Below are 13,745 nucleotides of genomic sequence, written 5' to 3'. Positions count from 1 at the left end.
CCCCCGGGCGAAGTGCACGCCGAGTTCCAGGAATTGCAACTCACGGCATGAATTGCTCGGCCAGACCCTGTCCGAAAAACGCGAGGCCCCTCAACCGCGAGGACAAGGTGAAAGGCCCGGTGGCGCAGGGGAAGTGGGTGACCGCCAGCGTCCAGGGCTCCTGCAAGGACGTGGTCGCGGCCGTCCTCGACGAGGCGACACGCCGCGACCCTGGCCACGCCCGGACCTGGGTGGTCCTGGTGGACGGCGCGCAGTACCAGCTCGACCTGATCCGGGCCGAGGCCGCCCGCCGCAAGGTATCCGTGCACATCGTGTGCGACACGTGCTCGATACCTGTGGACGGCCGCATGGTGCTTCTTCCCACCCGGGGACCGGGCCGCCGAGGTCTGGGTCGGCGAGCAGGCCCGGCGCATCCTGGCGGGCAAGGCCGTCAAGGTCGCCGCTGCGATCCGCCAGACGGCGACCCTGGTGAAGCCGCCTGCGGCCAAGCTCGCGGGCGCGGACACATGCGCCGGCTACCTGCGTGCCAAGGCCCCGTATCTGGACTACGGACGAGCGCTCGCCGCGGGCTGGCCAATCGCCACGGGCATCGTGGAGGGAGCATGTCGGTACCTGGTCAAGGACCGCATGGACATCACCGGAGCCAGATGGAGCCTGGCCGGTGCCGAAGCCGTCCTCAAGCTCCGCGCGGTGCACGCCAGCGGCGACTTCGACGCCTACTGGCAGCACCACGTACAACGCGAACACCTACGCAGCCACGCCGTCCGCTACCGCGACCAACTCGCCCTCGCAGCCTGATCGACAGCTCCCTGCATCAGTGCCGCACCCAATTCGGTTTGTCAACAGGAACTTCAGTGCACCTGGTCCAGGACGTGGCGGACTTCGCCAAGGAGCACAATGAGCGGCTCCGGGTGCTTCAGATGCCTAGTTGTGCCCCGGAGTTCCCCCCAGGAGGACATCTGGTCACTCTTGAAACGGTACTTGGCCGACGCCACCTCAGACCTCAGCCACATCACCCGCGTCGTCAAGCGCAAGCTCAAGAAGATCCAGTACCGGCCTGTGAAGTTCCCCCTGCCTCGCGGATCCACCACGCCAGTGCAGCAAGCGCCGATCCGCCTGACCATAAGCCCCTGGCACCCCAGCTATTGGCGCCGTCTATTGGCCAGCCGCCGCCCGGCTGGCCTTCACTGGGACGCATGAAACCAGCCAGCCGGATCCGCAGCTCGTTCGCCGCCTCGGTGGGATCCATCGTCTTCGGCATGGAGGACGGAACTGTCTCGATCTTCGGGCTGGTCTTCGGGGTCGCCGCCGCCGCACCAGACTCCCATGCCGTGCTATTGGCCGGCGGGACCGGCGCGATCAGTGCAGCGGTGTCGATGATGGCCGGCACGTTCCTCGACGTCGAGTCGACCAATGACCAGGCCGCTGCCGGTCTCGCGCAGGCACGGGACCGCTTCCAGAAGAACCCAGGCGAGGAGGACCGGACCATCCACCATCGTCTGGTCACGGCCGGCTTCAGCGACTCTGAGGCCGAAACGGTCACCGGGATCATCGGCAAGCATCCGGACACCCGACTCAAGTTCGCCGCCGCCATCGACCAGGGCACCACTGAGGCGACCCGGCAGAGCCCGGTCGTGCAGTCGCTGTGGATGTTTGTCACCGATCTGTTCGCCGCGGCGGTCCCGGTGCTGCCGTTCGCCTTCTTCGCTCTCGCGACGGCCAAGGTGGTCTCGCTGTCAGTGACCCTGGTGCTGCTGGTCGGACTGGGCATCGGCCGGAGTGTGATCGGCCGCCGCCGGGCGCTGCCGACGATTATCGAGACCATCGGCATCGCCGCGGCAGCGACAGCGGCGGGCCTTGCGGTCGGTACTCTCATCTCATGAGTCCGTCGCCGGGCACCGCATCGGCTGGCTGTCCCACCCTAGGTACCCGTCCTGGCCCTGCCCTTGCCGATAAATTCGTCTGGTGAGAGGCACTACGCGAGGGTGCACTGGTGCCGACCTCGTCAAGCGTAGTCCGACCAGCTGACCCCGCCGTCCGGGGAGGCCTCCACTTGCGCCGCACAGGTCACGCTGATGGCGAGGACGAGCAGTGGCCACAGCCGCCACGGGAGCGCCCGAACAGTTGGCATCCACTTCACTGCCTTTCCATGCTCGGCCTCAAGGACGCGAAGGCGCCATCCCGGCCGTGGGTAGCGTTGCGCTCCGACAGGGAACGCAAGAAGACGTCGAGAAGAGTCTTTGGTGTCAGCCTGGACGGGCCGTTCAGACGAGCGGGCCTGGGATCGGCCGGAACGCCGCCCTTGGGACGCCGAACGCGGCTCTGAGACCCGGCGCCGGAGGAGCGCGGAGGTACCCGCTGTCTTAACACGGCGCGGCACCGGTAGAGCCACGTCTCCCCCGTTCCGAAGCGGCGAGTTCCTCAGGGCTGTCGCGGTTGCCCTTCTCGTGCATGACCCGGCTCCCCTACGCAGAGACACGTCGACAGGCAGGCAGCCAGCGCCTGCGCGCCGAACACACCCTCCCGTTTCAGTTTCAGGACGCAAGTAGGAATTTCATAGAATTTGCACTAAAAGACGTTAAAAGATTCTCTGGTAGGACCTCGCTGAGCGATTGGAAGAGATTTCCACCGGTACCGGACCGGATGGTCACGTATTCTTCAGGGAGTTCGACTACGACTCGGCGCTCCGCAGCCACTTCTGGGATCACGTGCCCGAACTGCGTCAGTACCTTGGCACCTGGACCGCGTACAGCGTGTGTCTGAACGACCCGCACATCACTCGAGGCCTCCGTGACGGGCTGGTGGCGCGGCTTGCCAAGCAGTATCTGCGAACTGGACGCGGAAAAAGCCTGGCGTTCCTGGCCCAGGGCTGGAGTGCCACAAGCACGAGCCGAGCCCGTCTGGAGGCCGCTGTCCACGCACTCACCTGCGGTCTCAACGACCCCGCGCACCCGCCGCCGCACGCAGCTGATCACGGCACGCGGGCAGGAGGCCCAGCGGCTGGAGAAGGAACTTGAGGACACCGGGATGAAGCTGTCCTCGGTGCTCAGCGACATCACCGGGGCCAGCGGACGCGCCATCATCAACGCTCTGATCGGCGGCGAGCGTGACCCCCAGGCACTGGCCGATCTGGCCATCCGGCGGGCCCGCAGTAAGATCCCGGCCCTGGTTGAGGCACTGGACGGCACGTTCACCGAGCACCACGCGTTCATGTGCCGGCATTACCTCGACGAGATCGACCACCTCACTGCCACGGCCGACCAGTTGGACCAGCGGATCACCGCGCTGCTGACCCGTCTGGAGCACAACAAGGACGTCGAGAACCTGGACACCATCCCCGGCATTGGCCCTGCGGCGGCTGAGATCATCATCGCTGAGACCGGTGGGGACATGGCCCAGTTCGCGACCGCCGGTCATCTCGCCTCCTGGATCGGGGTCTGCCCGGGCATGAACGAAACCGCCGACGTCACCAAGTCCGCCCGTACCCGCAACGGCAACAGCAACCTGAAACGGCTGCTGGGCATCGCCGCGATGTCGGTGACCCGGAACAAAGACTGCTACCTCAGCGCCTACTACCGGCGCATCGCCGTCCGCCGCGGACGGCAGCGGGCCCTGGTCGCGGTGATGCACAAACTCGCCGTCGCGATCTGGCACATCCTCCGCCACAAGACCCGCTACCAGGACCTCGGCGCCGACTACTTCACCCGCCGCGACCCTGAACGCGCCATGCGTCGCATGACCAAGGAAGCCAACCGCCTCCGGCCTCACCGTCCGATTCGAGCCCATCGCAGCAACGGCCTGACCAGCACACTCACTCAACTTTTCGTGTCTGGCCGGCGTGGAGGCGGGAAAATGAGCCTGCTCCGTCCGGAACGCCGGTTTCACTGTGATGCCGTGAGCTCGCGAGTCTGGATGGCGTCGGAGACCGCTGACAGGGACCATCGATTGTTGCAGCAGCACGCGGACCAGACTCTTCAGCCCTGTGGTCTCCCCGGACGGCGCGCATGATGGGCGTTGTTTTGGGAGGGGCTCATGGAACTGCTGCACGAGCGGTGCGCCGCGCTGGACATCGGCAAGAAAGACCGCAAGGCGTGCGTCCGCGCTCCGAACCCGAGCGGGCGGCGCTCGCGGCGCCAGGAGATCCGCACGTTCGCGACCGTGACCAACGCCCTCCTGGAACTGCGGGACTGGCTGGTCGCCGAGAAGGTCACCCTGGTGGTGATGGAGGCAACCGGCGACTACTGGCGGCCTGCGTTCTACCTGCTGGAGGACTGCCTGAACGTGATCCTGGTCAACGCCGCGCACGCCAAGGGGCTGCCTGGCCGCAAGACCGATGTCGCCGACGCCGCGTGGCTGTGCCAGCTGGGCGAGTGCGGCCTGCTCAAGGCGTCGTTCGTACCTCCGGAGCCGGTCCGGCATCTGCGTGACCTGGCCCGCTATCGCGCCAGCCTGACTATGGAGCGATCCTGTGAAGTCCAGCGGTTGGAGAAGGAGTTTGGAGGACGCGGGCATCAAGCTCTCCAGCGTGGCCACCGACATCATGGGCGTGTCCGGGCGGGCCATGCTCACCGCCCTCATCGACGGCGAACGCGACGCCCACAGCCTGGCGGGGATGGCCAGGGCCCGCATGCGCCCCAAGATCCCCGCCCTGGTTGAGGCCCTGACCGGCAACTTCGGCGAGCATCATGCGTTTCTGTGCCGGCTGCACCTGGAGCGCATCGACCACCTCACCGCCGCGATCGGCGAGCTGTCCGCTCGGATCGAGGAGGAGATGCTCCCTTTCGCCCGTCAGCTTGAGCTGCTGCAGACCATGCCCGGGTCGGTAGGGCCACCGCCGAGGTGATCATCTCCGAGACCGGTGGTGACATGGCCCGCTTCCGCACTGCCGGGCACCTGTCCTCGTGGGCGGGCGTCTGTCCCGGCCACCATGAGTCCGCCGGCAAGCACAAATCCGGCCGCAGACGCCACGGAAACCGGTGGCTCGGCGCCGCGCTGGGCACCGCGGCCATGGCCGCCTCCCGCACCCGCGAGACCACCTACCTCGGCGCCCGCTACCACCGCCTCATGCCTCGTCTGGGAAAGAAGAAAGCCCTCGTCGCTCTCGAGCACTCCATCCTGATCGCGGTCTGGCACATGCTCACCGGCGACATCGCCTACCAGGATCTCGGCGGTGACTACTACGCCAAGTACGACCCCGAGCGAGCCATGCGCCGCATCACCCGCCAGGCCAACGCCCTCGGTTTCACCGTCCGCTTCGACCCCCTCGAGGCCGCATGAACACACCCCACCGGTCACCTCGCCGACCTGGGCTCATCATTCATTTTCGGACCAGAGTCACGGCATTGACCCCAGACCTGAGCATGGTCACGGTCAGCGGCCTTGAACGCGTCGGCTTCGCCGAGCACGACACGTTCGTGAAGGCCACGGGCCTGCCGGAGAAAGAACTGAAGCCCCGGCCGCCGCGCGGCGCACCGCCATGGCCCACCGCGGCCCGCAGCATCGGCGCCACCCGTTGCGACATACGTCACCCTGGGCGCCGCCCCGCCCAGGAATGCAGAGCCCTCCGGCTGCGCTCCATTGAAGGGGTGCTGCAGGCCGGCCCTCCTTTTCTTGTGCCCGGGCGACGAGGCCCGGCGCGAAATCGCCCGCACCCGACCAAGCACCGCACCCCCGCCCCAACACAGCGCGCCGCACGCGCGCAAACCTGAAACACCCGCCCCTCCCGAGAAGGTTTCCCTGCACCATGCCCCTGGCTCTGCTGGCCCTGGCTCTCATCGCGTTCGGCATCGGGACGACCGAGTTCGTCACCATGGGGCTGCTGCCCCAGATCGCTGACGGCGTCGGCGTGTCCGTACCGCACGCGGGCAACCTCGTCTCCGCCTACGCGCTCGGTGTGGTCGTCGGCGCGCCGCTGCTGACCGGCATCGGCGCCCGCATACCGCACAAGAGGCTGCTGCTGCTCCTGTCCGGACTGTTCGTCATCGGCAACACCGCCTCGGCGCTCGCCCCCAGTTTTGGTCTGCTCTTCGCAGCGCGCGTCCTCTCGGGCCTGCCCCATGGCGCACTGTTCGGCGTCGGCGCCGTCGTCGCCTCCCGGCTGGTCGCGCCCGACCGGGCGGCCCGTGCCGTCTCGACCATGTTCCTCGGGCTGACAGTGGCCAATATCGTCGGTGTTCCCGCCGGTACCGCCCTCGGCCAGCAACTCGGCTGGCGGTACGCGTACGTCGCGGTCGCCGTCATCGGCGTGCTGGCATTCGTCGCCCTGTCCCGCCTGATCCCGCACCAAGCGCGCGGCCCGCAGTCCGGCATCAAGCACGAACTGCGCGCCATGGGCAACAGGCAGGTGGCGCTCGGCCTGGTCACAGCGATCATCGGGTTCGGCGGATTCTTCGCCGTCTACAGCTACCTCGTGCCCATGCTGACCCACCTCACGGGGTTCTCGGACTCCTCCACCACCCTGGTCCTCGCCCTGTTCGGCGTCGGCATGACGCTCGGCACCCTCGTCGCGGGCCCGCTCACCGACCGGGCGCTGCGCCCGACGCTCTATGCCGGGCTGGGCCTGCTCGCCGCAGCGCTGGTGACGTTCTACTTCGCCGTTCACAGCACGGTGCCCGCGCTCGTGACCATCACGATTATCGGCGCCCTGAGCGCGCTGATCACCACACCCGTGCAGATGCTGCTGATGGCCAAGGCGGACAAAGCGCCGACGATGGCGGCGGCTTCGAACCACTCCGCGTTCAACCTGGCCAACGCGGGTGGCGCCTGGCTGGGCGGCCTGGTCATCTCGGCCGGCTGGGGCTGGGCCTCGCCCGCGCTGGTCGGCGCGGCCCTGGCCCTGGCCGGCCTCGGCCTCGCCATCACTGGCGGCATCATGGACCGGGGAGAACGCCGCTCCGAGGTCGTCATCTCGTCCCCGCGCGACCCCGAACGCCAAGAGGCCCGAACCAGCAGTGCGGCACCGGCCTCCACCCAGGCGGACTCAACCACCTCCTGACCCCTCCCACCCACGCGCTGCGACGCCAACCAGGCCCCGGTTACGCCCTGCGTCCCGCGCCCGCAGCAGGCCCAACACCGCTGTAGGCCGCTTTCAAGGACACCGGAGGCCGGGCAGCCGTCAGGCAACCGACCCCGCTCACCACGCCGTCCTGCCGGCCACTACTGTGCGCAATGGATTCACCCCGTTGTGCTGCCCACGCAAGAGCCGGACCCGAGGTCATCGAGCTGGGCCGCGGCGCGGACGTCCTCGTGCACGAGGCGTTCCCACCGCAAGCACCTCCTGGGATTCATGTCCGGCTCGAATACCAGGATCGAGCGGCTGCAGCGGCGCTTCGCGCAGGCCCACACCAGCGCAGAGGACGCAGGGCGGGTGGCGTCAGGCAGCGGCCGAGGTCCGCACCCTCGTCCTCTTTCGCTTGATCCCCTGGCAGCTCCCGGACGACCTCTACGCCGAACAGGCGGCGCGGACCTTCGAGGGGCGAAATCGTCGCGCACGAGCTGCAACCCATCCCCGCATAGCGACACCGAGCCCCTGGGCGGGTCCCCGGCCACAACTCACCGGGGACCCGCTAACCTGCCCGTGGCACTCGTGAGTCCCAAAACGTATGCGCCGTCTGGGCAATCGGACTCCGAAACGAACCCACGGGACGACCGGCGGAAAAACCAGGGTCAGGGCCGTATGGGTTGGGGGGCAGTCGTCGGCTCCACAAATTCTCCACATGAACCCGACACAAACCCCCACGGCTTCTCGCACCGAAGACGCAGGTCAGCGCGTTGCCTGGACCGAGGTCGCCGTCGCCCTTGGGAGGCCACATGCGGCGACTGCAAACAAAATGCCTGGCCAACGTACTGACCAGGTCGCGTCGCAGCAGGTCCGGCACGGGTGTGGCGGACGGTTCGGGCACGGTGGTGACCTGGCGCTTGCGCAGCCGCAGCCCGGCGATGCCGTACTTGCGCATGGCCCGTCCGACGCGCTTGTGGTTCACGCGCTCGCCGTCCTCGCGCAGCTCGGCGGTGATCCGGGGGCGGCCGTAGGTGCCGTCCCACTCGGCGTGCACGGTCCTGATCCGCTCGGCGAGAGCGGCGTCGGCCCGCTCGCGCGCGGCGCGGGCCTCCCGGCCGGCCCGCCATTTATAGAAGCTGGAGCGGGCCACCTCCAGCACGTGACACAACCGCTTCACGCCCGAGACGCGGTAGTGGTCCTCAATGAACTTGAAGCGGTTCACCAGTTCATCTCGGTGGCGAAAAACTTCGTCGCCTTACGGAGGATGTCCCGTTCGGTGGCCAACGTCGCGTTCTGCTTACGCAGGTCCTTGTTCTCCGCGCGCAGGGCCGCTATCTCGGCCTCCAGCTGTTCCTTCGTGGCCTCGCTCACCGGGACGTCCTTCGTGCTCTTGATCATGGCGCCGCTCTCGCCGCAGCGGACCCGCTCGGCTCGCACCCAGTTGCGCAGCGTCTCCCGGCTGATCCCCAGGTCCTTGCCGATGCCCTCGAAAGTGTGGCTCGGGTCCGACAGGTACAGCGCGACAGCGTCTGCCTTGAATTCGGGCGAGTAGACCTTCATCACCATAAGAGATCCCTCCCCGGCCCCTGGCGGGGCCGGGCTCAGAGGTGTCCACCACTCGGGGACAGGTCCCCCCTCGGCATCAAGGTCGCACCCTCTACGGTGTGGGAGATCCTGAAGCGGCACGGGATCGAGCCGGTGCCCGAACGCGACCGTCAGACCTGGGCCGCGTTCCTGCGCGGCCAAGCCCACGCGATCCTGGCCTGTGACTTCTTCACCGCCACCACGCTGAACGGCGCGACGTTGTACGTCTTCGCGGTCATCGAGCACGTCAACCGCCGCATCCACGTCCTCGGAGCGACCGCCGATGCCACCGCGGACTGGGTGACCCAGGCTGCGAGGAACGTGGTCATGGACCTCCAGGACGCCGGCGCCACCGTCACGCACCTCATCAGGGACCGCGACAGCAAGTACACCCGTGCGTTCGACGTCGTCTTCGAGGCCGAGGGCATCGAGATCGTCACCACCGGCATCCGCGTTCCCCGCATGAACTCGATCATGGAACGCTGGGTGCAGACCTGCAGACATGAACTCCTCGACCGCACCTTGATCTGGAACCTGCCCCACCTGCTCCACGCGCTCACCGAGTTCGAGTCGTTCTACAACCAGCATCGGCCGCACCGCACCCTGCACAGCGCGGCACCCCTGCGGCCAGTTCCCGAACCGATCACCGAACCCGGCCGACTCCACCGGCTGGACATCCATCGACGTGATCGCCTCGGCGGCATCCTCCACGAGTACTCACATGCCGCCTGATCAGCGCGGACGTAATAATCGGCACCGCAGTCCTGGGCCAAGTTGTGCCCCCCCACAATCCAGTCCGGCGCGAAGAACACTGCAGGCCCGGCCGGGAATGCAACCCTGGCTCAAGGGCGCCCTCGGCGAGGCCGCCAACGCCGCTGCCCGCACCGACACCTTCCTCGGCGCCCGCTACCGGCGCATCGTCAAACGCCGCGGACACGCCAAAGCCCTGGTCGCCGTCGCCCGCTCGATACTCGTCATCGCCTGGCACCTGATCAACGAACTGGACACCTCCTACCAGGAACTCGGCTCCGACTGGCACCAGCGCCATCTCAACCCCGCCCGCAAGACCCGCGACCTCGTCCGCCAGCTCCAAGCTCTCGGCCACCAGGTCACCCTCGAACCCGCGGCCGCCTGACCGACCCCAGCCCGACATCCGGTCCGCAAGCGGCCCGGATGCTGCCGCCTGCCCTCCCGAAGATCGATTTTCCGATCAGCTTCCAAGCGGGTGCTGGAGTCCGCCCTCGCCGGTTAGCTGCAGGCCCTTGGCCCGGGCCTGCTCGACGAGCTGGTCGATGAGCTTCTACTCGACCGCCGGGGCCCGCAGCGACGGTTCCGCCTGATCATAGGCGGTCACGGACTCGGTCACGGTGTCACTCACTCGATGCCTCTTCCTTGATCATCAATTACACGGGAGACCGTACAGACCCGCACGAGCAGGGGCTGCTCGACACGGACATCATGATCCCGCGCAAGTGGCTGAACCCCGAGGAACTCCCCGCCGAGATGGCGATCAGCGCCATCACCCTGGCCGAACTCTCCGCAGGCCTTCATGAGGTACGTAAGAACGAGGAGCAGGACGAATACGACGAGCACACCGAGCGTGCCCAGCGGATGGATGTCCTCCAGCGCGCAGAGAACGAATTCGACCCCATCCCCTTCGACGCGGAAGCTGCCCGTATCTACGGCTGAGTCTGAATACCCGAGGTCAGCCCGCGCTTGTCTCGTATGGCGGTTCCCGCCTGACGCGGGGGCCGGGCGTCATGTGTACCGTCAGGCCCCGCGCCGCGAGCGCGTTACCAGGTGTGCTCGGTCCGGACGGGCCCGGAGACGCTGAAGTCCTCTCCGACACTGGTCAGTTCGAACTGTGCGCGCCGCTCTCCCGGTTCGGGGACCACCTGCGGCACGTAGTACGCCGCCCCGGAGGTGCCGCCGAGGAAGCGTCGGGAACCGTCGGGCAGCACCCGGTGCAGTTCGTAGTGGCGCGTCTCACCGGGCGCCCGGTGCCAGGCGAAGCGGAACGCCGTGCCGTCTCCGGCCGCCGCGGTGTCCGTGATGCGCAGCGAGCCCGGTGCGGCCGGGCTGTGGATGCCGTTGTGCACCGCGAGGCGCCCCAGCCGCCAGCTGACGGAGTTGGCCCCGGCAGCGGGGGTGAGCCGTATGCCGAGGGCGTGGACGGTCGAGGCGCTGTGGTGGCTGCCCAGCAGCGCGCCAATGCGCAGGCGGGCGGTGGTCCAGCCGGTGGACCCGCCGTGCAGGGTGCCTGCCGGCAGGCAGGTGTAGGCGACCGGTTCGCCGGGAGCCGCGGGCTCGTCGGTCGCCACCGCCAGTTCGACGGTCACGGGTCCCTCGGCCCGGTGGGAGATCTCGACTACGGTCTGCCCGGACAGCGGCAGCCGCGTACCGAACAGATCCACCGTGGCGGGCGAGTCGAGGGCGCCCTCCACCAGTAGGCTGCTGCCGCCGCGCCACGCGTCGGCGAAGTCGAAGGTGACGGTGGGTCTGGCGCCCTCGGTCCTGACGACCCAGCGCCGGCTCGGCAGCAGGTCCTGGAGGCCGAGGTTGTTCCATGCTGCGTCGGAGGTGACCTCGCCGTCTTCATACCACTTCAGCCCGTGCCCGGTGTTGAAAGTTGTCGCGAAGGGCAGTTCGAGGGCGGGCGATCGGTCGGCGACAACCGCGGCTGGGGGCCGCCAGGTGCCGGAGGTGTCCGGCTGCGACGGGTCCTTGGACTGGCCTGTCCAGAACCGGTCGTCGGTCGTGTGGAAGTCGCCCGGTGTGCTGCCGCTCGGAAGCTGGCTGAAGGTCCAGTCCGGCCGGTAGAAGCCGTACGACGTGACATCCGGCGCGTCGAGAGGGACGACGGCGTCCCAGTCGACGAACGAGTTGAATCCGTTGTTCCCGACGTCCACGCCGGCCCAGAGGTCGTAGCGGCTGCGGCCGAGGCTGTCGGCGAGCGCACCCGAGGAGGCGAGAGTCTGGGGGCTCCAGCGGAAGTCGACGAACACGGAGTCGCTGACCTTGCCGTCGGCGTCCTGGAAGAACTCCTGGTTGAGGCTGTCCAGCGCGCCCTGCCAGTTGACCTGGCCGTTGGTGGTCATGGCGTCGTACCAGGTGACGCGCAGGCCGCGGGACGCACTGAGGGTGCGCAGCCGCTTCACGAAACCCTGCATGGCCACGCCGAGGGCGGCATCGCCACCGTCCGTCTCGGCGTTGATGAACCAGCCGTCGAAGCCGTAGACGGTGGCGACCTCGACCATCTTCTCCGCAACCGGGTAGTTGCCGAACGCGTCCTGCTGCACCAGGTCACGGGTCCACTGAAGCTGTCCGCCGAACGCGGTGGGCGGCAGGTAGACGTTGCCGAGGACGGGGACACCGTTGCGGTGTGCGGCGTCCACCACCGTCGCGTTGGGCGCGAGGATGAGGCCCTCGCCGGAGGAGCCGCCCCAGAAGACCAGTTCGTCGATATAGGCCCAGTTGGTCAGCGCGTAGTAAGCAGCGCCGGTGGACCCCTGAGAGGGGTTGGACGAGGTGGGTCCGAAGGACACCAGGGAGGAGATGCGGGCCTGGTCGGCGCGGGCCGTGGTGTTCACCTGCACCGGGGTGAAGCGCTTGGCGAGCGGCACCGAGGCCGTGTTGAAGGGGAGGTCCGGGTCGTCCTGCGGACGCCAGTCCTTCAGGCTGCGCCATGTGATGCCGGCGCCCGGGCTGCCCGCGGGGAGCGAGTCCGGGAACCAGTACGAGGCATGTGGCTGGAGGTCGGCAGACGGCGCGGCCAGCGAAGTGGCGGCGAACGCCGTGCCGTTGACCGACGAGCCGAGCAGGGCGGCGGCCGAAGCGGCTGCCGTGAGAACCACGGTACGTCGGGTGGGACGCATCGCGGAGGACGGGTCCTGGGGCCGGCTTGCCGGTTCTGGCTGGGACAGTTCTGGCTGGGACACGTGATGCTCCGTATCAGGTGATCCGTATCGAATGGAAGGAGAACTGCGCTCGCTGTAAAGGTGTTCGGCCGGGCGGATCCGGGTGGCCGGATCCGGACGGGCGTTCTCGGCGCCGCCCCGCCCGACCGGTCGGGTTCTCACCGGCGCGGCCGGGCCCCGATCTCCGCGATCGAAGCCCGGGTCCGCCGGCACGGAGTGCGCTCAGGCCCGATCGGGTCCGAGCGCCTCGATCGAGGTGAGTTCCTCGTCGCTCAAGGGCCTGCCGCGGAGCGCTGCCACGTTGGCCTCGAGCTGGGCGACGCTCGAAGCGCCGGTCAGGGCGGACGTCATGCGCGGGTCGCGCAGCACCCAGGCCAGGGCCAGTTGGGCGAGCGACTGTCCCCGGCCTCGCGCGATCTCGTCGAGGGCCCGCAACCGCGCAAGGAGGTCCTCGGTCAGGTCGTCCCGACTCAGGGAGGTGGCACGCGCCGCACGGGACCCTGCGGGGACACCCCGGAGGTACCGGTCGGTGAGCAGCCCTTGCGCCAGAGGCGAGAAGGCGATACAGCCCATGCCTTCAGCCTCCAGCGTGTCCAGCAGTTTCTCATCTTCGATCCAGCGGTTGAGGATCGAGTACGCCGGCTGGTGGATCAGGGCGGGGACCCCCATCTCCCGTAGCAGCCGGGCGGCTTCGCGGGTCTGCTCCGCGTTGTACGAGGACACTCCCACGTACAGCGCCTTGCCCTGCTGGACGGCGGACGCCAGGGCGCCCATCGTCTCCTCCAGCGGGGTCTCCGGGTCGAACCGGTGCGAGTAGAAGATGTCGACGTAGTCCAGTCCCATGCGGGTGAGCGACTGGTCCAGGCTGGCGAGCAGGCTCTTGCGAGAGTTCCACTGGCCGTACGGGCCCGGCCACATGTCCATCCCGGCCTTGGTCGAGATGATCAGCTCGTCGCGGTACGGGCGGAAGTCCGTCGCCATCACCCGGCCGAAGTTCGACTCGGCCGCGCCGTACGGCGGACCGTAGTTGTTGGCCAGGTCGAAGTGCGTCACACCCAGGTCGAAGGCGCGCCGCAGGACGGCACGGCCAATGTCCGCCTGGCGTTCGTCACCGAAGTTCTGCCACAGCCCGAGGGTGATGGCCGGCAGTCTCAGGCCGCTGCGTCCCGAGCGGCGGTACTCCATCGTGTCGTAACGGCTGTCGATGGCACGGTAGTCGGAGCGTATGTTCACGGATGAGGATC

Annotated in this window: 9 protein-coding genes and 3 pseudogenes; 8 read left to right on the top strand and 4 right to left on the bottom strand. The window is 68.2% G+C overall.

The window, feature by feature from the left end; all coding sequences use genetic code 11:
* Window positions 1-468 precede the first annotated feature (468 nt).
* The 5 genes and pseudogenes from ACZ3TS_RS38015 to ACZ3TS_RS37995 all read left to right on the top strand — a co-directional run bounded on the left by ACZ3TS_RS38015 (window position 469) and on the right by ACZ3TS_RS37995 (window position 6,994).
* Complete coding sequence (locus ACZ3TS_RS38015) at window positions 469-798, top strand: hypothetical protein (RefSeq protein WP_467626608.1); 330 nt, start codon at window positions 469-471, stop codon at window positions 796-798.
* A gap of 56 nt (window positions 799-854) precedes the next feature.
* The gene (locus tag ACZ3TS_RS38010) at window positions 855-1,883 is read left to right on the top strand and encodes a VIT1/CCC1 transporter family protein (RefSeq protein ID WP_467626606.1); all 1,029 of its coding nucleotides are present in this window, start codon (window positions 855-857) and stop codon (window positions 1,881-1,883) included.
* Window positions 1,884-2,790: 907 nt separating this feature from the next.
* On the top strand, window positions 2,791-4,008 hold the full coding sequence (locus ACZ3TS_RS38005) for an IS110 family RNA-guided transposase (RefSeq protein ID WP_467626605.1): 1,218 nt from the start codon (window positions 2,791-2,793) through the stop codon (window positions 4,006-4,008).
* A gap of 24 nt (window positions 4,009-4,032) precedes the next feature.
* Window positions 4,033-5,277: pseudogene (locus ACZ3TS_RS38000) on the top strand (IS110 family RNA-guided transposase).
* Window positions 5,278-5,743: 466 nt separating this feature from the next.
* Window positions 5,744-6,994: an MFS transporter gene (locus ACZ3TS_RS37995; RefSeq protein ID WP_467626602.1), complete on the top strand. Its 1,251-nt coding sequence runs from the start codon at window positions 5,744-5,746 to the stop codon at window positions 6,992-6,994.
* Window positions 6,995-7,565: 571 nt separating this feature from the next.
* On the opposite strand, the gene ACZ3TS_RS37990 is transcribed toward ACZ3TS_RS37995, so the two are convergent.
* Both ACZ3TS_RS37990 and ACZ3TS_RS37985 read right to left on the bottom strand, forming a co-directional pair.
* Complete coding sequence (locus ACZ3TS_RS37990; protein WP_467626600.1) at window positions 7,566-8,222, bottom strand: IS3 family transposase; 657 nt, start codon at window positions 8,220-8,222, stop codon at window positions 7,566-7,568.
* The gene (locus ACZ3TS_RS37985; RefSeq protein WP_467626597.1) at window positions 8,219-8,566 is read right to left on the bottom strand and encodes a transposase; all 348 of its coding nucleotides are present in this window, start codon (window positions 8,564-8,566) and stop codon (window positions 8,219-8,221) included. The genes ACZ3TS_RS37990 and ACZ3TS_RS37985 overlap by 4 nt, the downstream gene beginning before the upstream one ends.
* Before the next feature lie 54 nt (window positions 8,567-8,620).
* Between ACZ3TS_RS37985 and ACZ3TS_RS37980 the strand changes: the two are divergent.
* The 3 genes and pseudogenes from ACZ3TS_RS37980 to ACZ3TS_RS37970 form a co-directional block, all read left to right on the top strand.
* Window positions 8,621-9,316 (top strand): annotated as a pseudogene (locus ACZ3TS_RS37980) (integrase core domain-containing protein); the annotation flags it as partial.
* A 97-nt stretch (window positions 9,317-9,413) separates the two neighbouring features.
* Window positions 9,414-9,719, top strand: a complete 306-nt coding sequence (locus ACZ3TS_RS37975) for a hypothetical protein (protein ID WP_467626594.1) — start codon at window positions 9,414-9,416, stop codon at window positions 9,717-9,719.
* A gap of 323 nt (window positions 9,720-10,042) precedes the next feature.
* Window positions 10,043-10,270 (top strand): annotated as a pseudogene (locus ACZ3TS_RS37970) (PIN domain-containing protein); the annotation flags it as partial.
* A gap of 107 nt (window positions 10,271-10,377) precedes the next feature.
* On the opposite strand, the gene ACZ3TS_RS37965 reads toward ACZ3TS_RS37970, so the two are convergent.
* A complete protein-coding gene (locus ACZ3TS_RS37965; RefSeq protein ID WP_467626592.1) occupies window positions 10,378-12,459 on the bottom strand; it encodes an endo-beta-N-acetylglucosaminidase in 2,082 nt (693 codons plus the stop codon).
* Between the two features lie 264 nt (window positions 12,460-12,723).
* Window positions 12,724-13,734 carry an L-glyceraldehyde 3-phosphate reductase gene (gene mgrA, locus ACZ3TS_RS37960; protein WP_467626589.1) on the bottom strand — a complete coding sequence of 337 codons (1,011 nt, stop codon included), beginning with the start codon at window positions 13,732-13,734 and terminating at the stop codon, window positions 12,724-12,726.
* Window positions 13,735-13,745 lie beyond the last annotated feature (11 nt).

The organism is Streptomyces sp. NPDC022910, from assembly GCF_055561075.1.
The sequence above is the reverse complement of the archived record's forward strand: the minus strand, read 5'-3'. Positions and strand labels throughout refer to the sequence as shown.